Below are 26,177 nucleotides of genomic sequence, written 5' to 3'. Positions count from 1 at the left end.
TCACGCGGCGCGCCTGGCGCATGGCGGTGAAAGGCATCGCGCGGCGCCCTGGAACGTGCTGCACGGCAAGGCGTGTGAAGCTTCGACGACCCTGCCCGCCTGGCGTTCATCCGCCACGCATTCGTATGCAAAGGGGCAGCAGGCGGTGCTGTTCCTGGGCAATGAGGGGGGCTTCTGACCGCCACCGGGGGCCATCATCGAGCGGCTGCTTACCGGCACCGGCGCTGCCTTCCGCTCGCACGATTTCAGGCAAGTCTGTCTCGAGCTGAGCATCCGACGCCCATTCACGCACACCGGCGGCCCGCCGTCCATCTCTCAAATCTGCTTGTCAAGAAACAACCTCTTGACGTCTCACACCTGGGCGAGCGCGGCAGCCGAGCCACGTTTCGTTCGGTTCTGGCGGGGGGCCTTCGCCCCGCTACCACGCTGAGGACCGGTACTGCGCGTGGGCGGAGAACGCCACGGTGGCAAGTTCCACATCGCCGCTGGCAAGGCCAGCCTGCCTGGCTGCGTCTTCCCACCTGTCGACCACAGAAACGACTTCTTCGACGATCTGCTTTCCACGTTCTTCAGTAAGCCCATAGAAGGCCGCGGTGGTCAGGACTGTTCCGAGGCTGGGACGGTTGTCCACGTCGTCGATGTTGAGGACGTGTTCTGCCTTGTCGATGTTCGGATTGACGTCGAATGCCGGCGCCAGGCGCCAGCCCGTTGCCCCCAGTACGAACCCGTGGTTGCGCAGGTGGTCATCCCTGTTCCCAACGGCAACATTGAATGCGACCCTCCGGAACAATTGCTCGAGGTCAGCGTCCACGTGGGCGCTGTCGCCCTTAGCTCGAAGAAACTGCGCCAGCTCCAGATAGCTGGTGCCCTCGCTCTGCTCTCTGCGAAGCAAGGTCATTGCGGAAGCATAAAAGCGTCGCGCGCTGTTGACACGGTCAAAGCGTCGCACACAGAAGGTGTGGAACTGATTGTTCAGGCGCACCACCTTCGCGGCAGGGACATCCACTCCCGCCTTCAGCGCGAGGCCATGCACCAGGTACTCCCAGGCCCCGATGTCCCGGTCATCGTCTCGCGCCGGGAATTTGCCGATCCACAGTGAGCCATCGGCCTCAGTGAAGTTGGCCTTCGGCCTGGCGCCACCCAAGGACGCGCCAGGCGCGACCAAGACGGTCAGCCACTTGCGTAGCGCTTCGAGGTCGTCGATACGGCGGCTGCTTAACTGATAGGCAACGGCTTCCAGCTCGCGCAGTGTGGTGATGGGGGGGGCCGCCATCCTCTCGTTGCCCAGGAACTCCTCGGTGCCGGCCGGCCTAAAGCGCAGCGCACCCTGTCGGGTGAGGTCCTGCACTCCGATGAGGAAGTCCCACGCGTACAGCGTACGGGGGGGGCGCTTCTCGTCCTTGGCTTGCAGTGCCTCACGACGCTTCATCAGCGTCTGACCCCATCGGTCGGGCGACGAGTCCAGGAAGATGCCGAAGTTACCTAGTTCAGGCTTGGGAAAGAAGGGCGCTTCGTCAAGGGAGAGGTCCGGGTCGAGCGCAAACGCCCGCGCGTCGCGCAGCCAAGACCGCTCGTAGTGGAATCGAATTTGGCCGCGGTCGTGCGCCAAGGTGCCCACAAGGCACGGCGGACCAAGGTCGCAATCGAGCCAGACCTCCAGAGCATTGCCCCGGTCGCTCATGACGCGCTCCCGGCGCCGTCCGTGGGGGTGACGGGAGGATGCGGCTTGATGGCAGTTCGCCGACGCCTAGGGGCGGAGGCGGGCGCTTCAAGTGTGAGGTCCTGAAGCTTGCGGCCTACCTTGTCGTCTGCGGCCAGCACATTGATGTCGGCCTCGAGACCCAGGACGGCCATGACTCGAAGGTAGGTGCCCAAGGTCGCTCCCGCGTCGCCCGCCTCGACCTTGTAGAGGGAGGACCTGGAGATGCCCGCCCGCTGAGCCACAACCGCGTTGCTCAGCTTGCGCCGCATGCGCGCGAGTTTCAGCCGTTCTCCCAACTGGGAAAGCAGCCTCTGCTCTTGTGGAAAAACAATAGGGGGCTTGCGCGGCATTCTTCTATTATGGACAAAAAATGATTGAAATGTTCATAATAGCGAACAAAACTCTGGATTTCGCGCAAAAAAAACCCGTTGACGAATCAACGGGTTTTGAATTGTTGGTGGAGAGGAGGAGGATCGAACTCCCGACCTCCGCATTGCGAACGCGGCGCTCTCCCAGCTGAGCTACCCCCCCAACGCAATCGCGCGATTATAAGCGCAGCGTTGCGGCTCACATCAAGAGGTGCTCGCCCGCGTTGTCGCCGCCCAGGATCACGTAGTTGACCTTGCGGATGTCCATCAGCTGCTTGCCGCCTGCATAGCTCACGGCGCTCTGCAGGTCTTCCTGCATCTCGCGCAGGGTGCCTTCCCAGGTGCCGCGCACCGGCTCGAGGATGCGCTTGCCTTCGACGTGCTTGTACTCGCCCTTGTTGAAGTCCGAGGCCGAGCCGAAGTATTCCTTGTAGCGCTTGCCGTCCACTTCGACGGTCTCGCCCGGGCTTTCTTCCAGGCCGGCCAGCAGCGAGCCGATCATCACCATGGTGGCGCCAAAGCGGATGCTCTTGGCGATGTCGCCGTGCTCGCGGATGCCGCCGTCGGCAATGATGGGCTTGGTGGCCACGCGGGCGCACCACTTGAGCGCCGACAGCTGCCAGCCGCCCGTGCCGAAGCCGGTCTTGAGCTTGGTGATGCAGACCTTGCCAGGGCCGATGCCCACCTTGGTGGCGTCGGCGCCCCAATTTTCCAGGTCGATCACGGCCTCGGGCGTGCCGACGTTCCCGGCGATCACGAAGGTCTGCGGCAGCTTCTGCTTGAGGTAGCCGATCATGCGCTGCACGCTGTCGGCATGGCCGTGGGCGATGTCGATGGTCACGTAGTCGGGCACCAGGCCTTCGGCCGCCATCGCATCGACGGTGCGGTAGTCCGCGTCCTTGACGCCCAGCGAGATCGAGGCGAAGGCACCCTGCGACTTCATCCGGCGCGTGAAGGCCAGGCTGTCGAGGTCGAAGCGGTGCATCACGTAGAAGTAGCCGTTCTGTGCGAGCCACAGGCAGCGTGCCTCGTCGATGACCGTCTTCATGTTGGCAGGCACCACCGGCAGCTTGAATCGGCGGCTGCCGAGTTGCACGGTGGTGTCGCATTCCGCGCGGCTCTCCACGCGGCATTTGCGCGGCAAGAGCAGAACGTTGTCGTAATCGAAGATCTGCATGGCAGTCCAGGCTCCGGGAATCGTGGTTGAACGAAAAGGATGAGCGCTTGGCCTGGCCGGTCCTCCTGTGCCGCCATTGCAGGAAAAGCAGGGCACAAAAAAACCGGGCGCAAGAAACTTGGGCCCGGTGATTGAGTGTAGGCGTGCCCCGCAAAGGGCGGCCTATGGGTTTGCGTATAGCCTCTATAGACGCAAGGTTGTGAGGCTTTCGCCGAGGCGGGAGCTCAGAAGCGGTAGCCGATGCCCACGCCCACCAGCCAGGGGTCGATCTTGACCTTCGAGACGGTCTGCCAGCCGAGGCGCACGTCGGAGTCGATCTTCACCTTCTTCACGTCGAAGTTCAGGAACCACTGCGGCGCGATCTTGATGTCCACGCCCGCACCCAGCGCCAGGCCGACGCTGCTCTTGTCGAGCGACAGGCTGCCCACGGTCGGCACGGCCAGGTTCACCGAGCTGATGCGGGTGTAGTTGAGGCCCACGCCCGCGTAGGGGCGGAAGGTGCCCTCGGGCAGGAAGTGGTACTGCAGCATCAGCGTGGGCGGCAGGTGCTTGAAGCTGCCGATGTCCACCGGGCCGCCCAGGGCGCTCTGCTGGACGGTCACGCGCTGCTTCTGCGGCACGGTGAGCACCAGCTCGGCGGCGATGTTGGGCGTGAAGAAGTAGGTCACGTCCAGCTCGGGGATGGTCTTGTCGTTGACGTGGATGGCGTCGGCCGGCACGAGCAGCGAGGGGATGGCGCTGGACTTGTTGGCCGGATCGAGCCGCACGGCACGTGCACGCACGAGCCAGTTGCCTTCGGGCGTCGAGGTGCTCTGGGCAAAGGCGCCGCCGCTCAGCAGCGCGGCAAGGAGGAGGGTGGTGCCCCGGAGGGCGAACAGTCTGGACATACGCTGTGCTCTGGTTGTGAATGCCAGGTCAGTGTCTGCAAGGGACTCGGGGCCGGTGTTGACGCGGCGCAAGTCCGCGGGGCCGCGCGAGGGCCGCTGCCGGTTGCTTGATCCATGTCATGCGGATGCTGTGGTGCGCTTCGCACAATGCCCCTGCGGCTCGCGCTGGCGCGGCCGCATCCGACTTCAACCGCATCCCGAAAGACTCTCCATGTCGTCTCGTTTCATCGTTGCCGCAGCCCTGCTGGCCGCTGTCTCCACGCCCCTCTACGCCGCCGATTGCAGCGTGCAGATCGAAGGCAACGACGCCATGCAGTTCAACAAGACCGCCATCGAAGTGCCCAAGAGCTGCAAGAGCTTCACCGTGCAGCTCAAGCACGCTGGCAAGATGCCCAAGGCCGCGATGGGCCACAACTGGGTGCTGGCAAAGACCGCCGACGTGCAGGCCGTTGCCAACGATGGCATCGCCGCCGGTCTGGACAAGCAGTACATCAAGCCCGGCGACACCCGCGTGATCGCCCACACCAAGGTCGTGGGCGGCGGCGAAAGCGACTCGGTGGCCGTGGACGTGAGCAAGCTCAAGGCGGGTGAGGGCTACACCTTCTTCTGCTCCTTCCCCGGCCATTCCGGCGTCATGAAGGGCAGCTTCGCGCTGGCCAAGTAAGCAGCCCTGCGCGGGGCCGGCGCAGGCCCCGCTTCCTACAATCGGGGCATGTCCTTTCCTGGCCCCCACGCCGAGCCGACGGCGGCCGACTCCCCCCTTCTTGCCAACCTCAACGACGAGCAGCGCGCGGCCGTTACGCTGCCCGAGGGGCATTCGCTCATCCTGGCCGGTGCCGGTTCCGGCAAGACGCGCGTGCTCACCACGCGCATCGCCTGGTTGATCTCCACCGGCCAGGTCTCGCCCGGTGGCGTACTGGCAGTGACCTTCACCAACAAGGCCGCCAAGGAGATGATGACGCGGCTGACGGCGCTGCTGCCCGTCAACGTGCGCGGCATGTGGATCGGCACCTTCCACGGCCTGTGCAACCGCTTCCTGCGTGCGCACTGGAAGCTGGCCAATCTGCCGCAGAGCTTCCAGATCCTGGACACGCAGGACCAGCTCTCGGCCATCAAGCGGCTGATGAAGCAGTTCAACGTCGACGACGAGCGCTTCCCGGCCAAGCAGACCCAATATTTCATCGCCGGCGCCAAGGAAGACGGCCTCCGCCCCGGCGACATGCAGGCCCGTGGCGAGGACGACCGCAAGAAGATCGAGCTGTATGCGCTGTACGAAGAGCAGTGCCAGCGAGAAGGCGTTGTCGACTTCGGCGAACTCATGCTGCGCAGCTACGAGCTGCTGCGTGACAACGATGCGGTGCGCGAGCATTACCAGCGGCGCTTCCGCCACATCCTGATCGACGAGTTCCAGGACACCAACCGCCTGCAGTACGCCTGGATCAAGATGTTGGCCGGCCACACCGATGCGCTGGGCCACTTCACGTCCGGCAGCAACAGCGTGCTGGCCGTGGGCGACGATGACCAGAGCATCTATGCCTTCCGCGGTGCGCGGGTGGGCAACATGAGCGACTTCGTGCGCGAGTTCGACGTGCAGCACCAGATCAAGCTGGAGCGCAACTACCGCAGCTTCAGCAACATCCTGGATTCGGCCAACGCGCTCATCAGCCACAACAAGAAGCGCCTGGGCAAGAACCTGCGCACCGACCAGGGCCCGGGCGAGCCGGTGCGCGTGTACGAGGCGCCGAGCGACTTCGCCGAAGCCCAGTGGATGGTCGAGGAAATGCGCCAGCTCGTGCGCGACGACGTCGAGCGCAAGGAGATCGCCGTGCTCTACCGCAGTAACGCGCAGAGCCGGGTGATCGAGACGGCGCTGTTCAACGCCGGCATGCCCTACCGCGTGTATGGCGGCCTGCGCTTCTTCGAGCGGGCCGAGATCAAGCATGTGCTGGCCTACCTGCGCCTGCTGGAGAACGCGGACGACGACACCAGCTTCCTGCGCGTCGTGAACTTTCCGCCCCGCGGCATCGGCGCGCGCAGCATCGAGCAGTTGCAGGACGCGGCGCGCAGCCGCGGCGTGTCGCTGGCCAAGGGCGTGGAAGGCCTGCCGGGCAAGGCCGGCGCCAACCTGGGCGCTTTCGTGGCCAAGATCGACGTCATGCGCGAGCAGACGCAGGGCCTGTCGCTCAAGGAGATCGTCGAGCTGGTGCTGGATGCGAGCGGCCTGGTCGAGCACTACAAGGCCGACCGCGAGGGCGAAGACCGGCTGGAGAACCTGGAGGAACTGGTCAACGCCGCCGAGGCCTTCGTCACGCAGGAAGGCTTTGGCCGCGACGCCGTGGCCCTGCCGGTGGACGAACTGCGCCAGAGCGCCGTCAGCCAGGGTCTCGACCCCAACCTGCCGGTGCTGGACGATCCGCTGGCGCCCGATGCCGACACCGGCGAGACGCTGAGCCCGCTGGCCGCCTTCCTCACGCATGCCGCGCTGGAGTCCGGCGACAACCAGGCCCAGGCCGGCCAGGATGCCGTGCAGTTGATGACGGTGCACGCGGCCAAGGGCCTGGAATTCGACTGCGTGTTCATCACCGGCATGGAAGAGGGCCTGTTCCCGCACGAGAACTCGCTGAGCGACTTCGAGGGCCTGGAAGAGGAGCGTCGCCTCATGTACGTGGCCATTACGCGCGCACGGCGACGGCTGTACCTGAGCCATTCGCAGACCCGGCTGCTGCACGGCCAGACCCGCTACAACCTGCGCAGCCGCTTCTTCGACGAGCTGCCGGAAGAGGCGCTCAAGTGGCTCACGCCCAAGCAGTCCGGCTTCGGGCAGTTCGGCGGCAGCGGCGCAGGCGGTGGCTCGCGCGGCAGCAGTGGCGGCTTCGGCGGCTTCTCGTCGTCGGGCTACAGCGGAGGCTACGCCAGCGGCAGCCCGGCGCCGGCCCCGGTTCCGCAGCGCGCGGCGCCGTCGCACGGCCTGCGAACCGGCATGCAGGTCTTCCACAACAAGTTCGGCGAGGGCACGGTGACCGCGCTGGAAGGCAGCGGCGACGACGCCCGCGCCCAGGTCAAGTTCAACCGCCACGGCATCAAGTGGCTGGCCCTGAGCGTGGCCAAGCTCACGCCGGTCGAGTGATGAAGTGCAGGGCGCGCCGCGCCTTCACTCCACGCTGAAGCTGTCCCGGAAGGTGAACCAGGCGGAGGCGAGGAAGGCGGCCGAGAGCAGGAAGGAGCCGCCCACCATCACGGCCATGCCCAGCGCCCCGGCCCCGCTCACGGCGATCAGCAGCGAGGCGATCAGGCTCATCAGCAGGCTCAACGCCAGCACGACGCCGGCCCAGGCCAGGCCGTACAGCGTCATGGCGCCCATGTTGCGCCAGCAGGCGATCAGGCTGAAGAAGATGCTCTTGACCGGCGTCACGCCATGCCAGTGCACCAGTGCGGGCGCATGCCAGAAGGCCAGCGCCACCGGCACATAGAACAGCAACCGGGCCAGCACGGCGATCTGGAAGCCGGTGCTCTGGACCACCTCGGCCTGCGGCGCACCATCGTTGCCGAAGGCGCCATCGAAGGGGTCGCCGAAGATCAGCGTGGCCAACCCGCCGGCGGCCAGGGCGCCCAGCGCATACAGCACCCCCAGCACCACCAGCGGCCGGGCCTGCGCGCGCACGGCCTGCAGCGCCTGCAGGAAGATGCCGGCCGAGGCCACCCGCCCCGCGGCGGGGTCGGCACGGCCGTGGACGGTGCGCTCGCTGGCCACCATCAGGGCCAGCGTGGTGGCCGGGCCCAGGGCCACGGCCAGGGGGCCGCCGATGAGCGGCACCACCGAGAGCATCGCGATCGCCGACATGAACAGCATGAACAGCGAGAAGAAGGCCATCGGCTGGCGGCGGAAGGCGCGCAGGCCCTCGCGCATCCACTGGACGCCGGTGCGGGGCGAGACGATTTGGAGTTTCATGAGCAGGAGAAGGGGGCGGCCGGGGCCGGCGCAAGGGGCGCTCAGGCGCCCAGCGTTTCGGCGACGGGTTCGGCCTGCAGCGCCGGCACCTGCGGCGCACGCACCCGTTCGCGCAGCACGCGCTCGAAATGCGTCGGATCGTGCGGCTTGAGCATGCTGGCCTCGCGCGGGAGGTGGAAGTCCCACAGGCGCGAGATCCAGAAGCGCAGGGCGCCGGCACGCAGCATGGCGGGCAGCAGCTCGCGCTCGGCGGCGCCCAGCGGCCGGCGGGCTTGGTAGGCATCGAGCAGGGCGCGGCTGCGTGCCGGGTCGGCACGGCCGGTGGGCAGGTCGATGGCCCAGTCGTTCAGGCACACGGCCAGATCGAAGAGCCAGGTGTCGGTGCCGGCGAAGTAGAAGTCGAACACGCCCGTGACCACCGGCAGCGTGCCGCCCTTGCCGTCGTGGGCGAACATGGCGTTGTCGCGGAACAGGTCGGCATGCACGGGGCCGCGGGGCAGGGCCGCGTAGGCCGAGGACTCGGCCACATGGTTCTGGTAGGCCAGTTCGCTGCGCAGCAGGGCGGCCTGGGCGTCATCCACATGCGGCAGCACCACCGGAACGGTCTCGTTCCACCAGGGCAGGCCCCGGAGGTTGGGCTGCACCTGACCATAGTCGCGCCCCGCCAGGTGCAGCTGGGCCAGCAGGTCGCCGAGCGCGCTGCAGTGGTCGGCCGTCGGGGCCAGCTCGCTGCGGCCCTGCAGCTTGCGCACCACGGCAGCGGGCTTGCCGGCGATGGTTTGCAGCAGCGGGCAGGCTCTGTCCGGAGATTCGGCGTCGAAGAGCGGACCGCCTTCGGCGCCCCGTGCCGCCGGCTCGGGCACCGGCATGCCGCGCTCGGCCAGGTGCTTCATCAGCCCCAGGTAGTACGGAAGTTGTGCCGGCGTCAGGCGCTCGAAGAGCGTCAGCACGTACTCGCCCCGGTCGGTGGTGGCGAAGTAGTTGGTGTTCTCGATGCCGCCCTCGATGCCGCGCAGTGCGGTGAGTTCGCCCAGCCCCAGGCAGCGCATCAGTTCGGCCGCGTCGTCGGCCTGGACTTCAGTGAAGACCGCCACGGGCGGTTCAGAACTTGAGGACGTTCCAGACGCGCTGACCGCCGCTGGAACTGTTGCCGTCGGTCGCGCCGGTGCGCTGGCGCGTGCCGTCCGTCGGCTGGATGTCGTAGGAGGGCAGTGCCGAATCCTTGGGCTGGACGGTGATGCTCTGCGTCACGCCGCCGTAGCGCACCTCGTCGACCTTGGCGCCGCGGTCTTCCACTGTGATGTGCTCGATCTTCTGGTTGCGGCGGCCGTCCAGGGGCTGCGACTCCGCCGTCGGGGCTGCCGAGGCCGACTCGGGCGACGGTGTCTGGGCATGGCCGAGGGCCGGAAGGAGCGACAGTCCCGCAGCCAGCAGGGCTGCGCGCACGGACGGGGAGGAATGGGCAGGCATGGTCGGGCGATTGTAGGTGCGCACCCCTTGTTCCCGCGGCCTTGCCCCCTGTCGTCGAAGGCTGCCGTAGCCCGTAGGCGCCAACGCACAGCCGCATTCCGGCGACAGGGGAGAATGGCCCGATGACCGAGAAGAAAACGCTGCTGCTGGTCGATGGCTCCAGCTACCTGTACCGCGCCTTCCATGCCATGCCCGACCTGCGTGCGGTGCCCGGCGACCCCAACAGCCCCGCGACGGGGGCCATTCGGGGCATGATCAACATGATGCAGGCCCTGCGCCGCGAGGTGCGCGCCGACTATGCGGCCTGCGTGTTCGACGCGCCGGGCAAGACCTTCCGCGACGACTGGTACCCCGAGTACAAGGCCCACCGCGCGCCCATGCCCGACGACCTGCGCACGCAGATCCCGCCCATCCACCAGGTGGTGCGGCTGCTGGGCTGGCCGGTGCTGTGCGTGCCCGACGTGGAGGCCGACGACGTCATCGGCACGCTGGCCCGCACGGCCGCGGGTCAGGGCATCGAGGTGATCGTGAGCAGCGGCGACAAGGACCTGTCGCAGCTGGTCGACGAGCACGTCACCATCATCGACACCATGAGCGGCAAGCGCCGCGACGTGGCCGGTGTCGCGGCCGAATTCGGCGTGCCGCCTTCGTTGATGGTGGACTACCAGACGCTGGTGGGCGACACGGTCGACAACGTGCCCGGCGTGGACAAGGTGGGCCCCAAGACTGCTGCCAAGTGGCTCACGCAGTACGGCTCGCTCGACGGACTGATCGCCCACGCGGCCGAGATCAAGGGCCAGGCCGGCGAGAACCTGCGCCGCGCGCTCGACTGGCTGCCGCAGGGCCGGCGGCTGGTCACCATCCGCACCGACTGCGACCTGGCCGGCCATGTGGAGGGCCTGCCCGCTTTGGAGGGCATCTCCATCCAGCCGCTGCAGACCGATGCGCTGAAGGACTTCTACGAGCAGTACGGCTTCAAGAGCCTGGCCAAGAGCCTGGAGGCGCACGCCGCCGCGCCCGAGCTGTTGGGCCATGGCGCCGCGCAGCCGGGCGAGGGCGGCACCGGCCTGCTCGACGGCACGCTGGCCGCGGCGGCCGAGCGGGCGAGCAATCTGGTCTACGACACGGTGCTCGACTGGCCGGCCTTCGACGCCTGGATGGCCAAGCTGCAGGCGGCAGACCTGGTCGCCATCGACACCGAGACCAGCTCGCTCGACGAGATGAAGGCCGAAATCGTCGGCATCAGCTTCAGCGTGACGCCCGGCGAAGCCGCCTACGTGCCGCTGGCGCACGACTACCCGGACGCGCCCGAACAGCTGCCGCGCGACGAGGTGCTGGCGCGCATGAAGCCCTGGCTGGAGGACGCCAGCCGCCACAAGCTGGGCCAGCACATCAAGTACGACCGCCATGTGTTCGCCAACCACGGCATCGAGGTGCAGGGCTATGTGCACGACACCATGCTGCAGAGCTATGTGCTCGAAGTGCACAAACCCCACGGCCTGGCCAGCCTGGCCGAGCGCCACACCGGCCGCAGCGGCATCGATTACGAGGACCTGTGCGGCAAGGGCGCGCACCAGATTCCCTTCAGCCAGGTTGCCATCGACAAGGCGGCCGAGTATTCGTGCGAGGACAGCGACCAGACGCTGGACGTGCACCGCGTGCTGTGGCCGCAGCTTGAGGCCGACGAGCGGCTGAAGTTTGTCTACGAGCTGGAGATCGCCAGCAGCGAGACGCTCTACCGCATCGAGCGCAACGGCGTGCTGATCGACGCCGGCGCGCTGTCCGCGCAGAGCCATGAGCTGGGCCAGCGCATCGTGGCGCTGGAGCAGCAGGCCTACGAGATCGCCGGCCAGCCCTTCAACCTGGGCAGCCCCAAGCAGATCGGCGACATCTTCTTCAACAAGCTGGGCCTGCCGGTGGTCAAGAAGACGCCCAGCGGCGCGCCCAGCACCGACGAGGAGGTGCTGGAGAAGCTGGCCGAGGACTATCCGCTGCCGGCCAAGATCCTGGAGCACCGGGGCCTTTCCAAGCTCAAGAGCACCTACACCGACAAGCTGGCGCAGATGGCGCTGCCGCGCACGGGGCGCGTGCACACGCACTATGCGCAGGCGGTGGCGGTGACGGGCCGGCTGTCGAGCAACGACCCCAACCTGCAGAACATTCCGGTGCGCACCACCGAAGGCCGGCGCATCCGCGAGGCCTTCATCGCGCCCGAGGGCCGGGCGATCGCCAGCGCCGACTATTCGCAGATCGAGCTGCGCATCATGGCCCACATCAGCGGCGACGAGGCGCTGTTGCGCGCCTTCAACGAAGGCATCGACGTGCACCGTGCGACTGCGGCCGAGGTCTTCGGCAGCACGCCCGAGCAGGTCAGCAGCGAGCAGCGCCGCTATGCCAAGGTGATCAACTTCGGCCTCATCTACGGCATGAGCAGCTTCGGCCTGGCGCGCAACCTGGGCATCGACAACACCGCCGCCAAGAGCTACATCGACCGCTACTTCGCGCGCTACCCTGGGGTGAAGAACTACATGGACGAGACCCGTGCCAGCGCCAAGGAGAAGGGTTACGTCGAGACCGTGTTCGGCCGGCGCCTGTACCTGCCCGAGATCCGCTCGCCCAACGGCCCGCGCCGTGGCGCGGCCGAGCGCGCAGCCATCAACGCGCCCATGCAGGGCACGGCGGCCGACCTCATCAAGCTGAGCATGAACGCCGTGCAGAAGGCACTGGACGCGCAGGGCCTGGACACGAAGATGATCATGCAGGTGCACGATGAACTGGTGTTCGAGGTGCCCGAGGCCGAAGTCGACTGGGTCCGGGCAGAGGTGCCGCGCATTATGGCGGGCGTGGCCGAGCTCAAGGTGCCACTGCTCGCCGAGATCGGCTTCGGCCCGAACTGGGAAAAGGCGCATTGATGGGCTTCACCCCCCATGCCGCTTCGCGGCTCCCCCCTCTCTGTCGCCTTCGGCTTGGAGGGGGGCGCACCCCGAGGCCTGGCAAAGCCAGTTCCTCGGGTGCCCTGGCATGGCCTGCTCCGCGGCCGTCTGAAGGTCGCCTTGGCTTCAACGTCGAACGACTCCATTAAACAGCCCCCAGACTCCATGCAACCTACGCTCCGCTCCCTCATCCTCGCCCTGGCACTGACGGCTGCCGTCGCGCCCGCATTCGCCCAGCGCGACGCGCGCATCGAGACGCTGGCCCAGCAGCAGAAGCAGCCGCTGCTGGACACGCTCTCGCAGTTGGTCGCCATCGAATCCGGCAGCCGTGATCTCGACGGCCTGGACCGCATCGCGGCGCTGGTGGCCGGGCGCCTGCGGGCGCTGGGTGGGCAGGTGTCGGTGATCGAGCCCGGCAGCGCCGAGTCGCCCGAGGTCTACCGCATGGGCGACACGCCCGAGCGCATCGGCAAGATGGTGCGCGCCACCTTCGAGGGCACGGGCAAGGCGCGCATCCTGCTCATCGCGCACATGGACACGGTCTACACCATCGGCATGGGCGCGCGGCAGCCCTTCCGCGTCGATGGCGACAAGGCCTACGGTCTGGGCATCGCCGACGACAAGCAGGGCATCGCCGTGATCCTGCACACCCTCGCCATGCTCAAGGCGCTGGACTTCAAGGACTACGGCCGCATCACCGTGCTCATCAATGGTGACGAGGAGATCAGCTCGCCCGGCTCGCGCGCCCTGATCGCCAAGCTGGGTGCCGAGCACGACGTGGTGATGTCGCACGAAGGCGCCTATGCCAACGACGACAAGCTGTCGCTGGCCACCGCCGGCATTGGCGCGGTCACCCTCAAGGTGCAGGGCAAGGCCTCGCATGCCGGCTCGGCGCCGGAGCGCGGCGTCAATGCCTTCTACGAGATGGCCCACCAGGTGCTGCAGATGCGCGACCTGTCTGATCCGGCCACTGGCCTCAAGATGAACTGGACCGTGGGGCAGGCCGGCAACAACCGCAACGTGATCCCGGCGTCGGCCCAGGCCATGGCCGATGTGCGCGTGATCAAGGTGGCCGACTACGACCGTCTGGAGCGCGCCATCCAGGAGCGGGTGAAGGCGCAGCTGATCCCCGAGGCCAAGGTCGAGGCCGTGTTCGAGCGCCGCCGCCCGCCGCTGGAGGTCAATGCCACCGCGCTGGCGCTGGCCAAGCATGCACAAGGCATCTACGGCGAACTCGGCCGCACGCTGGGCGCCGACGACAAGGTGGCCGGCGGTGGCACCGACGCGGCCTTCGCGGGCCTGTCGGGCAAGGCGGCCGTGGTCGAGCGCTTCGGCCTGCAGGGCTACGGCGCGCACTCCGCCGATGCCGAGTACGTGCTGATCGACTCCATCGCGCCGCGGCTGTACCTGACCACGCGGCTGATCATGGACGTGTCGGCCGGCAAGGTTCCTTTGCGCTGACGAGCTTGGGATCGGCCGTCGACTGATCCGCCCGGCGCTTCCCGTCGTAGTGTTGAGTTAGGCCCGCAAGGTCCTGCGTCGCCGGCCCTGCACCGCGCAGGGCTTTGCAGGCACAGCGCCGCGCGCTCCCTAGACTCCGACACCCCTACTGCCAAGGAAGACCCCGCATGCTGAAAGACGACATCCAGCGCGACTTCGATTCCCTGCGGCCCGGCCGTGCCGAGGGCGATGGCGCCAGCCGCCGCACCGCCCTGAAAGCGGCGCTCGGCGTGGGCTATGCCGCCGCCACGCTACCCATCGCCGCGCAGACGGCCATCCGCACACCGGCCGACGGGCTGCGGGCCGGGCCGGTCAAGTTCACCGTCGCCGGCTTCGACGTTCCGGCCTATGCCGCGGCGCCGGAAGGCCGGACCGGCCTGCCGGTGATCCTGGTGGTCCAGGAGATCTTCGGCGTGCACGAGTACATCGCCGACACCTGCCGCCGCTTCGCCAAGCTGGGCTACCTGGCCATCGCGCCGGAGCTTTTCGCGCGGCAGGGCGATCCGCGCGGCTACACCGACATCCCCAAGCTGATGGCCGAGGTGGTGTCCAAGGTGCCCGACGCGCAGGTCATGGCCGACCTGGACGGTGCGCTCGCCTGGGCGGCTGCCAATGGTGGCGACACCAGCCGTGCCGGCATCACCGGCTTCTGCTGGGGCGGCCGGATCACCTGGCTTTATGCGGCCACCGGCCGGGTCAAGGCCGGCGTCGCCTGGTATGGACGTCTGGTGGGGCAGGCCTCGCCGCTCACGCCGCGTCATCCGGTGGAGATCGCGGCGGAGCTCAAGGCGCCCGTGCTGGGCCTCTATGGCGGCAAGGACCAGGGCATCCCGCTGGACACGGTCGAGCAGATGAAGACCGCGCTGGCCGCTGGCTCGCCTGCGGCCAAGGCCTCGCAGTTCGTCGTCTATCCGGAGGCGGGCCATGCCTTCCATGCGGACTACCGGCCCAGCTATGTGCAGAGTGCCGCCGAGGACGGCTGGAAGCACGCCACGGCCTGGTTCAAGGCCAACGGCGTGGCCTGAGTGCCATGCAGGGCCGGGCCGCCGACAATGGCGCCCGCCCGCTGTCCTGACCCTCCCGCACGGGCCGCCTTCGGGCGGCCTTTTTTCGTCATCCCTCCCGTTCGTCCGACCCCCGATGAAGCTGCTCCAGATCCTGCTCGCCACCCTCGTCACCGGCATCGGCAGCGTCTGGATCGCCGGCATGCTGCTGCGCCTGGGCGTGCGCGGACGGCCGCAGGACGCAGGACATGGGCCGCAGCATCTGCTGAGCCTGGCCGCGGGTGCCTTGCTGGCGACGGCCTTCATGCACCTGCTGCCGGAGGCCTTCGAGAGCGGGTTGGAGCCCTCGGTGCTGTTTGCCGTGCTGCTGGGTGGGCTGGTGCTGTTCTTCCTGCTCGACAAGGCCGAGCTGTGGCACCACGGGCATGAACACCACCACGGGCCCGCGCCCGACGCCCATGCGCACGCCGCGGCACATGGGCACGACCATCCGGGGCATGGGCATCGTCATGCCCATGCCGTCGACAGCGCGGGCCACGACCACGCACATGCGCATGCACCGCGGGTCGGCGGCTGGGCGGTGCTGGCCGGCGACAGCGTGCACTGCTTCGGCGACGGCGTGCTCATCGCCTCGGCCTTCATGGCCGACACGCGGCTCGGCCTGCTCGCCGCGCTGTCGGTGCTGGCCCATGAAGTGCCGCACCATGTGGGTGACCTGGTGGTGATGCGACAGACCTCGCCGGATGCGCGCGCCGCGCTGATCAAGGTGTCCCTGGCGGGCACGGTGACCGCGCTGGGCGGCGTCCTGGGCTGGTGGCTGGTCGAGCGCCTGCATGGCTGGCTGCCGTACTTCCTGGTGCTGGCGTCCAGCAGCTTCGCCTATGTGGCGCTGGCCGATCTCATCCCGCAACTGCAGCGCAGGCTGGCCGCACGCCAGACGGTGCTGCAGGTGTTGTGGCTGCTGGCGGGCATCGTGCTGGTGACCGGGGTCAGCCGCCTGTCCCATGGCGCTGAGCATGGGCATGGGCACGATGAGGGAGTGGCGCCGCCCTTGAGCGCCACGCCCCCGCACACGCACTGAGGCAGTTTTCCTGCGAGCCCAGGCCGCCCGCGCCTGCGCCGTGCTGGCCCTGATGTGCGGCGGGCGCCGTGGTCAGGACGGCGGCTGCTCGCCCGGACGCGGCGGCCGGCCCGGCCCAGGCGGCCCTTCCCGCCGTTCGCCGCCGTGCCCCGGCTGGGCCTCGCGGGCGCGCTGCTGCGCCTGCTGCTGTTGCTGACGCATCTGCTCCTGCATCCGCTGCTGTGCTTCCCGCTGCTGTTGCCCGGCGCGCTCCTGCATCTGTTGCTGCTGCTGGCGCATCTGCTCCTGCGCCTGCTGCTGTTGGCGTCGGGCCTGCTCCTGCGCTTGTTGCTGCTGCTGGCGGACCTGCTCCTGGGCCTGCTGTTGCTGGCGGCGTGCCTGCTCCTGGGCTTGCTGCTGCTGTTGCCGCGCTTGCTCCTGGCGCTGCTCCTGTTGCCGGCGCATCTGGTCCTGGGCCTGCTGCTGCACCTGTTCCTGCTGCCGACGTGCCTGCTCCTGCATCTGTCGCTGCTGGTCGCGCATCTGCCCTTGCTGGCGGTCACGCTCCGCCTGCGCCTGGCGTTGGTCCTGCTGGGCACGGGCCTGCCGCTGCTGTTCTTCGACGGCCTGTTGCTGGCGATGGGCCTGGTCCTGCTGCTGACGCTGCTGCATCTCCTGCTGGCGGCGTGCCATGTCCGCCTGCTGCCGTTGCGCCTCCTGCTGTTGGCGCTGCCGTTCCAGCTGGGCCTGGCGCATGCGATCCTGCTGTTCGCGGCTTTGTGCCTGGGCCGCCTGCTGCCGCATCTGCATGTCCCGCTGCTGGTCGGCGAGTCGACGCTGCTGCTGCTGGGCCTGCTGCCGCTGCATGTCGGCCACGCGGCGTTGCTCGTCGGCCTGCCGTTGCGCCATGTCGCGCATCTGCTGGTCGCGCTGCATCTGCTGCTGCATCAGTTGCGTCTGCCGCTGCTGCTCCTGGCTCTGGCGTGCGGCCTGCTCGGCCAGTTCGCGCTGTTGCTGTTGCTGGACAGCCAGCATGCGTGGATCCGGACCGCCGGGGGGCGGGCCGCCCCACGGCCGGGGCGGGGGGCCGTAGCCCGGCGCGGGCTGGGGCATGTAGATGTTGTTGTTGTAGACCACGGCCGGCCGCTGCCAGTTGGGCGGCGGCCGGTCGCGTCCCCAGCCACCAGGCGGCGGGGGCGGTGGCGGGCTGCCCCAGCGCAGGTCCCAGTTGCGCCAGCCCCAGTCGTGTCGCTGCAGCGCCGAGCTGACGATGACACCGGCGCCGAAGGCCAGGGCGCCCACGACCACGGGCTGCACCGGCACGGGTTCGGCCACCTGCAGGGGCGGCGTGTAGCTGTAGCCGCTGTAGTAGGGCACAGGCGCGCCGTACACGACCTGCGGGTCGTAGCGCGGCACGTAGACCACGTCGGGCTGGGCGGGCTCGATGGTGATGTAGGTCGGCGGCGGCTCCACCACCACCGGGGTGGACTGCACCACCACCCCCGGCTGCACCGTGACGGGTTGCGCCGGTGGCGCGCTGCTCTGCACCACCTTCAGTTGCGAACTGCTCTTGAGTTCCCCGGCGCTGCGGGCGCGCTGGCGCATGACCTGGATGGCGTTCATCACGTCCGTCGGGTCGTTGTAGTAGGCCTGACCCAGCGCCGTGGTCCACGCGACGTTGCCGGCCATCTGGTCCAGCACGCGCCGGAATGCGGTCAGCCCCTTCACGCTCGGATCCCAGGGCTGCTGGTTGGCGGCATCGGCCAGCGGGCCTGCCTTGAGTTGCTGGTTCTGCATCAGCCACTGGTGGGCGGCGGTCACCTGGTCGGGATAGGTGGAGGCGGCCAGTACCTGGGCCACCAGCTTGTCCGGGTACAGCGCGATGGGCGCCACCAGCCGATACAGCTCATTGGCCGAAGGTGGCGTGTAGGCCGCAGGAACCGGCGCGGCGGCTGGGGCGGCCTGGACTGCGGGGGCGGGGGCCGGAGCGGGTGCCTGGGCTTCGGGCGACGGTGACGTCTGGTTGCAGGCGCCGAGCGCCAGGGCCAGCGTCAGGGCCGCCCAGAGCGGGCGGGGGGTGGCGGCCGGGCGCGATGGCTGCGGCGCGGCGGCAAGGAATGGCAAAGCGGGCATGGTTGGAAGTCCCCATCGGTCGGAAGGACGAGAAGTCCTTCCGGTTCCTGGTCAACGGCGCCGCATCTGTCGCGGTGCACCCGCGGCGCCTCGGCTGTGTGACCAGTGGTGTCGATGAGTTTCCCGTGCTGGCAGGCAGCCGCTGCCAGCGTCGCCCGCGCAAACCTGTAGGTCGCGGCGGCCAGACGACCTGCGGGAAGCTGACCTGCGGGCCCTACTTGCCGCCCTCGGTGTACTTGGTGACGGCTTCCGCCGTCATGCTGTAGCCGCTGGCGCCCATCATCGAGTCGTTGCGCTCGGTGCGCAACGGGCCGCTGACCCACACGGCATCCATGGCGCGGAACTTGACCGGCGTGCGCGGCCGCACGTGCAGGATCTGGTTGGCCGGCGGCGGCGGCGTGTGGATGCAGGCGCCGAAGTAGGGCACCAGCAGGAACTCGCTCACCAGGCCCTTGCTTTCCTCCAGCGGCACCACGAAGCCCGGCAGCCGCACCTGCACGCCGTTGAGGGCGGCATTGGTGGGGGCGTTGTTGAGCACGTCCTGCATCTTCTGCAGCAGTTCGGCGGCGCGGGGGTCGTTGTCCTCCAGCTTGCCCAGGTCGATGTCCTTGAAGTCCTTGGAGGGGTCCCAGCCCGGCGGCACCAGCTCGACCCAGGTGATCTGCTTGGCGCCCGCGGCGGGCTTGGCAGGGCTGCTGCTCTTGCCGCCCAGCGGATTGGTGGCCGTGGTGGCCTCGGGCGCCGGGCCGGCGGCCTGGGACGAGGCCATCACGAAGGCGGCCGCAAGGCCGGCGAGCAGGGAGCGCGAAGAAGAAGGCATGGTGATCAGATTCTTGGGGAAAGCCCGTCGGCGAGCGACAGGCGATAGGCCCGCCAGCCCGGCAGCAGGCTGGCCAGCCAGCCGGCGGCCAGCAGGGCGCCGAGCAAGGTCCATTCGTTCAGTGTAGGAGCCGAGATCGTCAGTGCGAGCCCGTAGGTCGATTGCAGCCACGGTCCCAGCAGGGCCAGTGCGACGGCCGCGGCGATGGCGCCGAGCAGCACCCCCAGCGCCGTGACGAGTGCACCTTCGAGCGCCAGCAGCGCCAGCACATGGCGTGCGCCCGCGCCCACGGCGCGCAGCACGGCCAGCTCGCGGCGGCGCTCGTTCAGGCCGGCCAGCACCACCGACACCAGCCCCGCCAGGCTGACGATGCCCACCAGGCCCGACAGCACCAGCAATGCCTTCTCGCCCACGCCCACCACCTGCCACAGCTCGTCCAGCGCCACGCCGGGAAGGATGGCCATCAGCGGCTCCTCGGTATAGCCGGCCACCCAGCGCTGCACGGCGAACACGGCGGCGCGGCTCTTGAGGCCCACCAGCGCGGCGGTCACGTTCTTGGGGCTGAGGTCGAACTTGCGCACCTGCTCGGCCGGGATCTTGATGCCCGGCATGGGCACGCCGGCCACCCAGTCGAGGTGGATGGCCTGCATCGCCTCCAGCCCGATGTGCACCGTGCGGTCCACCGGGGTGCCCGTGCGCGCCAGGATGCCGACCACGGTGAAGGGCTTGTCGGCATGCTCGGGCGAGAGCTCGCCGCTGCCGTGCGACAGCGTGATCTTCTGGCCCACGCGGTAGCCCAGCTGCTCGGCCACGTCGGCGCCCAGCACGGCGTCGAACAGTTGCTCGAAGGGCTTGCCCTCGCGCATGGCGAGCGGCTGGCGGTCGCCGTAATGGAAGCGGCTGAAGTACTCGGGCGTGGTGGCCAGCACCGGAAAGCCGTGGTGCGAGTCGCCCAGCGAGATCGGCACCACCCAGGCCACGCCGCGGTGGGCCTGCAGGTCCTGCACGCTCTTCCAGCCCATGTTGTTGGTGGCGGCGCCGATGCGGAACACCGAGTACAGCAGCAATTGCGTGCTGCCGGTGCGGGCGCCGACGATCAGGTCGGTGCCCGAGACGGCCGACGAGAAGTTGTCGCGCAGCTCGGTGCGGATGCGCTCCACGCCCAGCAGCAGCAGCGTCGACAGCGCGATGGAGAACACCGTGAGCGCCAGCGTGAAGCGCCGGTTCCAGGCGCTGCGGGCGGCGATGGCGAGCAGCGTCTTCATGCGGCGGAAGCGGCAACGGCCATCGCGGCCTTGTTGAGCGAGGGCAGGTGCAGCTGGCGCGCGAAGCGCTGCGCGATGCGCGGGTCGTGGCTCACCAGCACCAGCGCGCTGCCGGCCTCCTGGCAGGCGGCCATCAGCGTGTCGAGGAAGGCCTCGCGGCGCTCCTCGTCCAGTGCGGAGGTGGGCTCGTCGGCGATCACCAGCTCGGGCCGGCCGACCAGCGCCCGCGCCGCCGCCACGCGCTGCTGCTGGCCCACCGACAGCTGCAGGGCGCTGCGGTTCCAGAGCGTGGCGTCCAGGCCCATGCGCCCCAGCAGCGCCTCGGCCTGCGCGCGCGATCCCTCGGCCCGGCGGCGCGGCGAGAAGCGCAGCGGCAGCAGCACGTTGTCCATCACGCTCAGGTAGGGCAGCAGGTTGAACTGCTGGAAGATGTAGCCCACATGGTCCACGCGCCGGCGGTCGCGGGCGCTGCCGCCGAGTTCTGACCACGCCTGGCCCAGCAGCCTCACCTCGCCCGCGTCGGCGAGCAGCACGCCGGCCAGCAGCGACAGCAGCGTGCTCTTGCCGCAGCCGCTGGGGCCGTACAGGAACACCGGCTCGTCGGCCGCGACAGCCAAATGGTCGATGTCGATGCAGGGCGCGGCCGCGCCGGGCCAGCCGAAGCGCAGGCTCCGGGCCTCCAGGACGGGGGCGGCGCTCACTTGTCCCAGGTCAGCCGCGTGGCGGGACGGCGCAGCACACGCTTGAACTGGCCCTGCGGCGCGACGATCTCGGACTCGATCTGCCGCAGGTTCTTGAAGGCGTCGAAGAGTTGCACTTCGACGTAGCGGGCGCGCGAGGCATCGACGCAGTTGAAGGCGAAGCTGGCGTCCAGGTCGGCATGGTCGCCGTCCTCGGCCGGTTTGGCTGTCGGCTTGGCGGCGGGCTTGGCATCGCCCGGCTTGCCATTGGCCGCGGCCTTGGGATCGGCCGGCTTGTCGCCGCTGAGCACGGGCGAATCGAGCTGCACCGGACCGAGCTTGCAGCCGGCCGCAGGGTCGATCACGAAGAGCTGGTCGGCGGCGCGCAGGCGCCTGGCCATGTTGGCCACGGCCTCGCGCTCGGCGTCGGTGCGCGGCGCGCGCTCGAAGCCCAGAAGGCTGTCCAGCGGCGCCTCCATTTCGATGGTGACGGCGGTGCCTTCGATGGCGATGTCCAGCTCCAGCTTGCCATGCACATGGGCATGCTGGGCGCGGGGGGCGGGCTTCTGCTGGGCCAAGGCGGGCGCGGCAAAACCGGTGAACAGGAGGGACGAGAGCGCCGCAAGGGCAGTGAGTCGGCGGAAGGTCATGCAGGTCACGGGTTGGGGCCTTGCCGGGTGGGCAGGCCGGGGGTGTTGCTCCATTCGCTCCAACTGCCGGCGTACAGCGCCGGCTCGGGCAGGCCGGCGATGCGGGCGGCCAGTACATTGGGGACGGCGCTCACGCCGCTGCCGCAGTGGTGGATCGCGCCCGTGGCTGCGCGGTCGCCCAGCAGCGCCTCGAACTCGGCGCGCAGCTGGTCGGCGGGCTTGAAGCGGCCGTCCGGTCCGATGTTGTCCACGAAGGGCCGGTTCAGCGCGCCGGGGATGTGACCGGCGATCGGGTCCAGCGGTTCCACCTCGCCGCGGTAGCGCGGGGCGGCACGGGCATCGACGATGGGGGCGGCGCCGCTGTCCATGACGGCGCGGACGGCCGCGGTGTCGACCAGCTTCACGCGCGGCTCGCCCAGCACGAAGTTGCTCTGGAAGTGCGCCGGCTCCTCGCCGCTGGCGACCGGCAGGCCCGCGGCCTGCCAGGCCTGGAGGCCGCCGTCGAGCACCGCGGTCGCGGCATGGCCGGCCCATTGCAGCATCCACCACAGGCGGCCGCAGTAGTTGGCGCCGTTGCGGTCGTAGACCACGGCCTGCATGTCGTTGGCGAAGCCGATGCTGCCGAGCCAGGCCGCGAAGCGTTCGCGGCTGGGCAGCGGATGGCGGCCACCGGAGGCCGGCCGATCAGCCTCGTGCGCGACCATCACGCGGCCGTCATGGCCGGGCGCACCATGGCGCGCGCTGAGGTGCTGGTCCAGGTCGGCATGCAGCGCGCCGGGGATGTGGGCCTGCAGCCAGGCCTCGCGGCCGGCATGCGGCTTCATCAGGTCGAAGCTGCAGTCGAAGATCATGAGCCGCGCGTGGCTGTCCTGCAGCGCGCGCAGCTGGTCGACGGAAATCAGGGTGTCGTGCATCGGCAAGGCTCCGAGGGCGAAGCCGCCATTGTGGGCCCGGCGCCTGCCCGGTGCCTGAGCGCGCTCAGTGTTCCTCGGCCGGGGCCTTGGGCACGGCCCGCTGGCGCAGCACGGTGGCGGCGATGCCGCTGCCGATGATCAGCGCGATGCCGCCCCAGCCCGCCGCGTCGATGCGGTCGCCGAAGAGCAGCACGCTGTAGACGGCCGCGAACACGATGCCGGAGTACTGCAGGTTGGCCACCACCAGCGTGGCCGCCTGCGTCTTCGCGCTGGCATAGGCGCGGGTGAGGCACAGCTGCCCCAGGGCGGCGAGCACGCCCACCGGCAGCAGCCAGATGGCATGCGACCACGACCAGGCCGACCAGCCGGTGAACAGCGTCCACAGCAGCCCGGCCACCGTGGAGCCGACGGCGAAGTAGAAGACCGTGCGCGTCTCCGGCTCGCCGATGCGCGACAGCGCGATCACCTGCATGTACGCAAAGGCCGCAGACATGCCCGACAGCAGCCCGATCAGGCCCGCGAAGGCGTCGGTGCCGTGCACCGAGGGCTTGAGCAGCAGCACCACCCCTGCAAAGCCGGCCAGCACCGTGAGTGCCAGCGGCCCCTGCATGGGCGGCAGCGGCACGCGCCCGCCACGCCCCGGCACCGGTGCCCACGCCAGCAATGCGCCGCCGACCAGGAAGGCCGCAACCCAGATGCTGCTCATGTAGTTGAGCGTCATGGCCGTGGCCAGCGGCAGCTTGGCGATGGCATACCACCACGCACCCAGCGAGGCCGTGCCGATCACGCTGCGCCAGGCATGCATGCCCGGGTAACGCGTGGCCAGCGACACCTTCTGGCGCCGCGCCAGCACGGCGATGAAGACCATGCCGATCACCCCGCGCCAGAACACCAGCTCGCCGCTGGTGAACCAGGCCGAGGCGATCTTCACGCACACGCCCATGGTCGCGAAGAACAGGGCCGAAGCGACCATCCAGAGGCTTTGCATGCGCGGGGCGGGTCTCCTGTCTGGCGTCGATCGGTGGGGGTCCGGGGCGGCTCAGCCGCGGGCGTTGCCCAGGCAGGCACGCGCCGCGGCGCTGGCCGTCATCTGCGTGCGGTACCACTCGTGGAAGTGCTGCATGCCGTCTTCCATCGGGCTCTGGTAGGGGCCGACCTCGTTGTCGCCACGCTGGAAGAGGGCGAGGCGCCCGGCGTCCATGCGCTCGCCGATCTCGTCGTCCTCGATGCAGGTCTCCATGTAGGCAGCCTGCTGCGCCTCGACGAACTCGCGCTCGAAGTGGGCGATCTCCTCGGGGTAGTAGAACTCGACCACGTTCATGGTCTTGTGCGGGCCCATGGGATGCAGCGTCGACACGGTCAGCACATGCGGGTACCACTCCACCATGATGTGGGGGTAGTAGGTCAGCCAGATGGCGCCGAACTCGGGCGGGCGGCCGCTGCGGTAGCGCAGCAGCTCGTCATGCCAGCGCTCGTACACCGGGCTGCCGGCACGGCCGAGCCGGTTGGCCACGCCCACGGTCTGCACCGAATACTGCGGCTTGAACTCCCAGCGCAGGTCGTCGCAGGTCACGAAGTTGCCCAGGCCTGGATGGAAAGGACCGACGTGGTAGTCCTCCAGATAGACCTCGATGAAGGTCTTCCAGTTGTAGTTGCACTCGTGCATCTCGACGCGGTCGAGCACGTAGCCGTCGAAGTTCAGGTGGGCGCGCGGGCCCATGCCAGCCAGGTCGGCCTCGATGTCGCGGCCGTTGTCCTCGAACAGCAGGCCATTCCATTCGCGCAGGCCATAGGTGTGCAGGTTGAGGCACGGGTCCTGGGCGAAATGCGGCGCGCCCAGCAGCGTGCCGGTGGGGGAGGGGCCGGCGGCGTTGTAGGTCCAGCGGTGCAGCGGGCAGACGATGTGACCACCGCTCTGGCGCGGCAACTCGCCCTTGCCGCGAAGGATCACGGCCTGGCGGTGGCGGCAGACGTTGGAGATGAGCTCGACGCCGCGCGGCGTGTGCACCAGCGCACGGCCTTCCCCTTCCTGGGGCAGCGTGTGGTAGCTGCCGGCCTCGGGCACCCACAGCTTGTGGCCCACATAGCGTGGGCCCTGCTTGAAGAGTGTTTCCATTTCGCTCGCATAGAGCGCCTCGTCGAAGTAGCTGGAGACCGGAAGTTGGCTCGAAGCCTGCTGCAGTCGAAGACTTAAATCAGACATGGGTGACCTGACCAAGCTCCCCACAGGGAGGTAACGCGAAGTGGAAACCCCTGCTTTGCTCCGCCCGGAAGGGGTGGCCTCCTTGAGGATTGGGCAGAAAAAACGAAGCCGGCTGGCGCCGGCACAGGGAATGAGCGCGAATTGTACCCCGGTTTTATCCAGCGCCGATGACCGCGACCGGCGAAGGCGGCGGTCCCGCCGATGGCCGACAGGCGCCCCGGACGGGGCCTCCTAGAATCGCGCGTTTCACCTTCCGACAACCTTCCGAATGCCCAAGGCCGCCCCCGCAGCCGCGCCTGCGCCCGACACCGCCGACCTGCCTGCCAGCTACGAGGCGGGTCTGCAGGAACTGGAGCAACTGGTGGCCGCGCTCGAATCGGGCCAGCTTCCCCTCGACCAGCTGCTCGCCGGCTATCAGCGCGGCGCCCGCCTGCTGGCCTTCTGCCGCGAGCGCCTGCAGGCCGTCGAGGAGCAGATCAAGGTGCTGGACGCCGGCAACCTCAAGCCATGGGCAGGCGCCTGATGGCTGCGACTGCCTGGACGTCGACCGAGCTCGCGGATTGGATGCGCCCGCAGTTGGCGCGTGTGGAAGCTGCGCTCGAGCAATGGGTGGGCGCCGGTGCGCCGGCTTCGCTGGCCGAGCCCATGCGCTACGCGGTGCTCGATGGCGGCAAGCGCCTGCGGCCACTGCTGGTGCTGGCCGCCGCGCGGGCGGCGGGCTCCGTCGGAGCGCCCGCATGGCTGGACGACGCGGCCCTGCGCGCCGCCTGCGGCGTCGAGCTGATCCATGCCTATTCCCTCGTGCACGACGACATGCCCTGCATGGACAACGACGTGCTGCGCCGGGGCAAGCCGACGGTGCATGTGCGCTTCGGCGAAGCGGGCGCGCTGCTGGCGGGAGACGCGCTGCAGGCCCAGGCCTTCGAGCTGATCGCGCCGCTGGACGGCACCGCCGTGGCGGTGCCTGCGCAGGTACAGGCCCGACTCGTCGCGCTGCTGGCGCGTGGCGCCGGTGCCCGCGGCATGGCCGGCGGCCAGGCCATCGATCTGGCCAGCGTCGGCCGGCGGCTGGGCGAGGCGCAGCTGCGCGAGATGCATCGCCTCAAGACCGGTGCCCTGCTGCAGGCCAGCGTCGAGATGGGCGCGGCCTGCGCTGGCGAACTGTCCGCCGTGGCCACCGACGGCCTGCGCGCCTTCGGCGCGGCCATTGGCCTGGCCTTCCAGGTGGTGGACGACGTGCTCGACGTCACCGCCGATTCCGCCACCCTGGGCAAGACGGCCGGCAAGGATGCCGCCGCCGACAAGCCCACCTACGTCGCCTTGCTGGGCCTGGACGGCGCCCGCGCCGAAGCCGACCGCCTGCTGGCCCAGGCGCTGGCCGCGCTCGATGCCAGCGGCCTGGCCGACACCGCCGCCCTGGCCGCCCTGGCCCACATGGTCGTTGCGCGCGACCGGTAGCTTT

The 26,177-nt window shown here is 69.1% G+C and carries 23 protein-coding genes and 1 tRNA gene; 8 read left to right on the top strand and 16 right to left on the bottom strand.

The annotated features are described in order from the left end of the window. Positions 1-418: 418 nt before the first annotated feature. The 5 genes from DFR41_RS12770 to DFR41_RS12750 form a co-directional block, all read right to left on the bottom strand. Positions 419-1,681 (bottom strand): type II toxin-antitoxin system HipA family toxin, encoded by a 1,263-nt coding sequence (locus tag DFR41_RS12770; protein WP_114802948.1) that lies wholly within the window; start codon positions 1,679-1,681, stop codon positions 419-421. Next, positions 1,678-2,052, bottom strand: coding sequence for a helix-turn-helix domain-containing protein (locus DFR41_RS12765; RefSeq protein WP_043118309.1), 375 nt, complete (start codon positions 2,050-2,052; stop codon positions 1,678-1,680). Before DFR41_RS12765 ends, DFR41_RS12770 begins: the two co-directional genes overlap by 4 nt. A gap of 105 nt (positions 2,053-2,157) precedes the next feature. Beyond that, a tRNA-Ala gene (locus DFR41_RS12760) sits at positions 2,158-2,233 on the bottom strand. Positions 2,234-2,269: 36 nt separating this feature from the next. Beyond that, positions 2,270-3,247: a GMP reductase gene (locus tag DFR41_RS12755; protein WP_017758315.1), complete on the bottom strand. Its 978-nt coding sequence runs from the start codon at positions 3,245-3,247 to the stop codon at positions 2,270-2,272. A 224-nt stretch (positions 3,248-3,471) separates the two neighbouring features. Next, positions 3,472-4,134, bottom strand: coding sequence for an OmpW/AlkL family protein (locus DFR41_RS12750; protein WP_017758314.1), 663 nt, complete (start codon positions 4,132-4,134; stop codon positions 3,472-3,474). 211 nt (positions 4,135-4,345) lie between these two features. Here DFR41_RS12750 and azu point away from each other — a divergent pair, with 211 nt between their 5' ends. After that, on the top strand, positions 4,346-4,798 hold the full coding sequence (gene azu, locus DFR41_RS12745) for an azurin (protein ID WP_017758313.1): 453 nt from the start codon (positions 4,346-4,348) through the stop codon (positions 4,796-4,798). A gap of 48 nt (positions 4,799-4,846) precedes the next feature. Beyond that, entirely contained in the window at positions 4,847-7,261 is a 2,415-nt protein-coding gene (locus DFR41_RS12740; protein ID WP_114802947.1) for a UvrD-helicase domain-containing protein, read from the top strand. Between the two features lie 24 nt (positions 7,262-7,285). On the opposite strand, the gene DFR41_RS12735 is transcribed toward DFR41_RS12740, so the two are convergent. Genes DFR41_RS12735 through DFR41_RS12725 form a run of 3 tightly spaced genes read right to left on the bottom strand, consistent with a single transcriptional unit; the run spans position 7,286 to position 9,553 of the window. Continuing rightward, on the bottom strand, positions 7,286-8,083 hold the full coding sequence (locus tag DFR41_RS12735; protein WP_147284346.1) for a BPSS1780 family membrane protein: 798 nt from the start codon (positions 8,081-8,083) through the stop codon (positions 7,286-7,288). 41 nt (positions 8,084-8,124) lie between these two features. Then, positions 8,125-9,177 carry a homoserine kinase gene (locus tag DFR41_RS12730; RefSeq protein ID WP_114802945.1) on the bottom strand — a complete coding sequence of 351 codons (1,053 nt, stop codon included), beginning with the start codon at positions 9,175-9,177 and terminating at the stop codon, positions 8,125-8,127. A 7-nt stretch (positions 9,178-9,184) separates the two neighbouring features. Next, positions 9,185-9,553: a hypothetical protein gene (locus tag DFR41_RS12725; RefSeq protein ID WP_244917736.1), complete on the bottom strand. Its 369-nt coding sequence runs from the start codon at positions 9,551-9,553 to the stop codon at positions 9,185-9,187. 122 nt (positions 9,554-9,675) lie between these two features. On the opposite strand from DFR41_RS12725, the gene polA reads away from it, so the two are divergent. The 4 genes from polA (at position 9,676) to DFR41_RS12705 (ending at position 16,071) form a co-directional block, all read left to right on the top strand. Further along, positions 9,676-12,465, top strand: coding sequence for a DNA polymerase I (gene polA / locus DFR41_RS12720; RefSeq protein ID WP_114802944.1), 2,790 nt, complete (start codon positions 9,676-9,678; stop codon positions 12,463-12,465). Between the two features lie 186 nt (positions 12,466-12,651). After that, positions 12,652-13,947 (top strand): M20/M25/M40 family metallo-hydrolase, encoded by a 1,296-nt coding sequence (locus DFR41_RS12715; protein WP_017759381.1) that lies wholly within the window; start codon positions 12,652-12,654, stop codon positions 13,945-13,947. 167 nt (positions 13,948-14,114) lie between these two features. Continuing rightward, positions 14,115-15,011: a dienelactone hydrolase family protein gene (locus DFR41_RS12710; protein ID WP_017759382.1), complete on the top strand. Its 897-nt coding sequence runs from the start codon at positions 14,115-14,117 to the stop codon at positions 15,009-15,011. A 115-nt stretch (positions 15,012-15,126) separates the two neighbouring features. Beyond that, positions 15,127-16,071 carry a ZIP family metal transporter gene (locus DFR41_RS12705; RefSeq protein ID WP_017759383.1) on the top strand — a complete coding sequence of 315 codons (945 nt, stop codon included), beginning with the start codon at positions 15,127-15,129 and terminating at the stop codon, positions 16,069-16,071. Between the two features lie 72 nt (positions 16,072-16,143). On the opposite strand, the gene DFR41_RS12700 is transcribed toward DFR41_RS12705, so the two are convergent. From DFR41_RS12700 to DFR41_RS12670, 8 genes are all read right to left on the bottom strand, one after another. Further along, positions 16,144-18,183, bottom strand: a complete 2,040-nt coding sequence (locus DFR41_RS12700) for a DUF3300 domain-containing protein (RefSeq protein WP_114802943.1) — start codon at positions 18,181-18,183, stop codon at positions 16,144-16,146. Between the two features lie 214 nt (positions 18,184-18,397). Next, the gene (locus tag DFR41_RS12695) at positions 18,398-19,003 is read right to left on the bottom strand and encodes a DUF3299 domain-containing protein (protein ID WP_017759003.1); all 606 of its coding nucleotides are present in this window, start codon (positions 19,001-19,003) and stop codon (positions 18,398-18,400) included. Between the two features lie 5 nt (positions 19,004-19,008). Next, a complete protein-coding gene (locus DFR41_RS12690) occupies positions 19,009-20,268 on the bottom strand; it encodes an ABC transporter permease (RefSeq protein WP_017759004.1) in 1,260 nt (419 codons plus the stop codon). Beyond that, positions 20,265-20,969, bottom strand: coding sequence for an ABC transporter ATP-binding protein (locus tag DFR41_RS27985; protein WP_244917735.1), 705 nt, complete (start codon positions 20,967-20,969; stop codon positions 20,265-20,267). The genes DFR41_RS12690 and DFR41_RS27985 overlap by 4 nt, the downstream gene beginning before the upstream one ends. Continuing rightward, entirely contained in the window at positions 20,966-21,598 is a 633-nt protein-coding gene (locus tag DFR41_RS27980) for a DUF2796 domain-containing protein (RefSeq protein WP_244917734.1), read from the bottom strand. Before DFR41_RS27980 ends, DFR41_RS27985 begins: the two co-directional genes overlap by 4 nt. Before the next feature lie 5 nt (positions 21,599-21,603). Then, complete coding sequence (locus DFR41_RS12680) at positions 21,604-22,512, bottom strand: sulfurtransferase (protein ID WP_114802942.1); 909 nt, start codon at positions 22,510-22,512, stop codon at positions 21,604-21,606. A gap of 64 nt (positions 22,513-22,576) precedes the next feature. After that, positions 22,577-23,500: a DMT family transporter gene (locus DFR41_RS12675; RefSeq protein ID WP_114802941.1), complete on the bottom strand. Its 924-nt coding sequence runs from the start codon at positions 23,498-23,500 to the stop codon at positions 22,577-22,579. A 51-nt stretch (positions 23,501-23,551) separates the two neighbouring features. Continuing rightward, positions 23,552-24,715 carry an aromatic ring-hydroxylating oxygenase subunit alpha gene (locus DFR41_RS12670; protein WP_043117725.1) on the bottom strand — a complete coding sequence of 388 codons (1,164 nt, stop codon included), beginning with the start codon at positions 24,713-24,715 and terminating at the stop codon, positions 23,552-23,554. A gap of 268 nt (positions 24,716-24,983) precedes the next feature. Here DFR41_RS12670 and xseB point away from each other — a divergent pair, with 268 nt between their 5' ends. Together xseB and DFR41_RS12660 are read left to right on the top strand one after the other, a co-directional pair. Continuing rightward, positions 24,984-25,238, top strand: coding sequence for an exodeoxyribonuclease VII small subunit (xseB, locus tag DFR41_RS12665; protein WP_017759083.1), 255 nt, complete (start codon positions 24,984-24,986; stop codon positions 25,236-25,238). After that, complete coding sequence (locus tag DFR41_RS12660; protein ID WP_114803112.1) at positions 25,238-26,173, top strand: polyprenyl synthetase family protein; 936 nt, start codon at positions 25,238-25,240, stop codon at positions 26,171-26,173. The genes xseB and DFR41_RS12660 overlap by 1 nt, the downstream gene beginning before the upstream one ends. Positions 26,174-26,177 lie beyond the last annotated feature (4 nt).

Source organism: Pseudacidovorax intermedius (assembly GCF_003350475.1).
GTDB classification, from domain to species: Bacteria; Pseudomonadota; Gammaproteobacteria; order Burkholderiales; family Burkholderiaceae_C; genus Xenophilus; species Xenophilus intermedius.
The sequence above is the reverse complement of the archived record's forward strand: the minus strand, read 5'-3'. Positions and strand labels throughout refer to the sequence as shown.

What these genes read in the sequence shown, in the direction of transcription:
- DFR41_RS12695 (WP_017759003.1), bottom strand. Translation starts at nt 19,003, where the DNA reads ATGCCTTCTTCTTCGCGCTCCCTGCTCGCCGGCCTTGCGGCCGCCTTC.
- xseB (WP_017759083.1), top strand. Translation starts at nt 24,984, where the DNA reads ATGCCCAAGGCCGCCCCCGCAGCCGCGCCTGCGCCCGACACCGCCGAC.
- DFR41_RS12705 (WP_017759383.1), top strand. Translation starts at nt 15,127, where the DNA reads ATGAAGCTGCTCCAGATCCTGCTCGCCACCCTCGTCACCGGCATCGGC.
- DFR41_RS12725 (WP_244917736.1), bottom strand. Translation starts at nt 9,553, where the DNA reads ATGCCTGCCCATTCCTCCCCGTCCGTGCGCGCAGCCCTGCTGGCTGCG.
- DFR41_RS12750 (WP_017758314.1), bottom strand. Translation starts at nt 4,134, where the DNA reads ATGTCCAGACTGTTCGCCCTCCGGGGCACCACCCTCCTCCTTGCCGCG.
- DFR41_RS12670 (WP_043117725.1), bottom strand. Translation starts at nt 24,715, where the DNA reads ATGTCTGATTTAAGTCTTCGACTGCAGCAGGCTTCGAGCCAACTTCCG.
- DFR41_RS12700 (WP_114802943.1), bottom strand. Translation starts at nt 18,183, where the DNA reads ATGCCCGCTTTGCCATTCCTTGCCGCCGCGCCGCAGCCATCGCGCCCG.
- DFR41_RS12755 (WP_017758315.1), bottom strand. Translation starts at nt 3,247, where the DNA reads ATGCAGATCTTCGATTACGACAACGTTCTGCTCTTGCCGCGCAAATGC.
- DFR41_RS12765 (WP_043118309.1), bottom strand. Translation starts at nt 2,052, where the DNA reads ATGCCGCGCAAGCCCCCTATTGTTTTTCCACAAGAGCAGAGGCTGCTT.
- azu (WP_017758313.1), top strand. Translation starts at nt 4,346, where the DNA reads ATGTCGTCTCGTTTCATCGTTGCCGCAGCCCTGCTGGCCGCTGTCTCC.
- DFR41_RS12740 (WP_114802947.1), top strand. Translation starts at nt 4,847, where the DNA reads ATGTCCTTTCCTGGCCCCCACGCCGAGCCGACGGCGGCCGACTCCCCC.
- DFR41_RS12660 (WP_114803112.1), top strand. Translation starts at nt 25,238, where the DNA reads ATGGCTGCGACTGCCTGGACGTCGACCGAGCTCGCGGATTGGATGCGC.
- DFR41_RS12680 (WP_114802942.1), bottom strand. Translation starts at nt 22,512, where the DNA reads ATGCACGACACCCTGATTTCCGTCGACCAGCTGCGCGCGCTGCAGGAC.
- DFR41_RS12770 (WP_114802948.1), bottom strand. Translation starts at nt 1,681, where the DNA reads ATGAGCGACCGGGGCAATGCTCTGGAGGTCTGGCTCGATTGCGACCTT.
- DFR41_RS12710 (WP_017759382.1), top strand. Translation starts at nt 14,115, where the DNA reads ATGCTGAAAGACGACATCCAGCGCGACTTCGATTCCCTGCGGCCCGGC.
- polA (WP_114802944.1), top strand. Translation starts at nt 9,676, where the DNA reads ATGACCGAGAAGAAAACGCTGCTGCTGGTCGATGGCTCCAGCTACCTG.
- DFR41_RS12675 (WP_114802941.1), bottom strand. Translation starts at nt 23,500, where the DNA reads ATGCAAAGCCTCTGGATGGTCGCTTCGGCCCTGTTCTTCGCGACCATG.
- DFR41_RS27980 (WP_244917734.1), bottom strand. Translation starts at nt 21,598, where the DNA reads ATGACCTTCCGCCGACTCACTGCCCTTGCGGCGCTCTCGTCCCTCCTG.
- DFR41_RS12735 (WP_147284346.1), bottom strand. Translation starts at nt 8,083, where the DNA reads ATGAAACTCCAAATCGTCTCGCCCCGCACCGGCGTCCAGTGGATGCGC.
- DFR41_RS12715 (WP_017759381.1), top strand. Translation starts at nt 12,652, where the DNA reads ATGCAACCTACGCTCCGCTCCCTCATCCTCGCCCTGGCACTGACGGCT.
- DFR41_RS12690 (WP_017759004.1), bottom strand. Translation starts at nt 20,268, where the DNA reads ATGAAGACGCTGCTCGCCATCGCCGCCCGCAGCGCCTGGAACCGGCGC.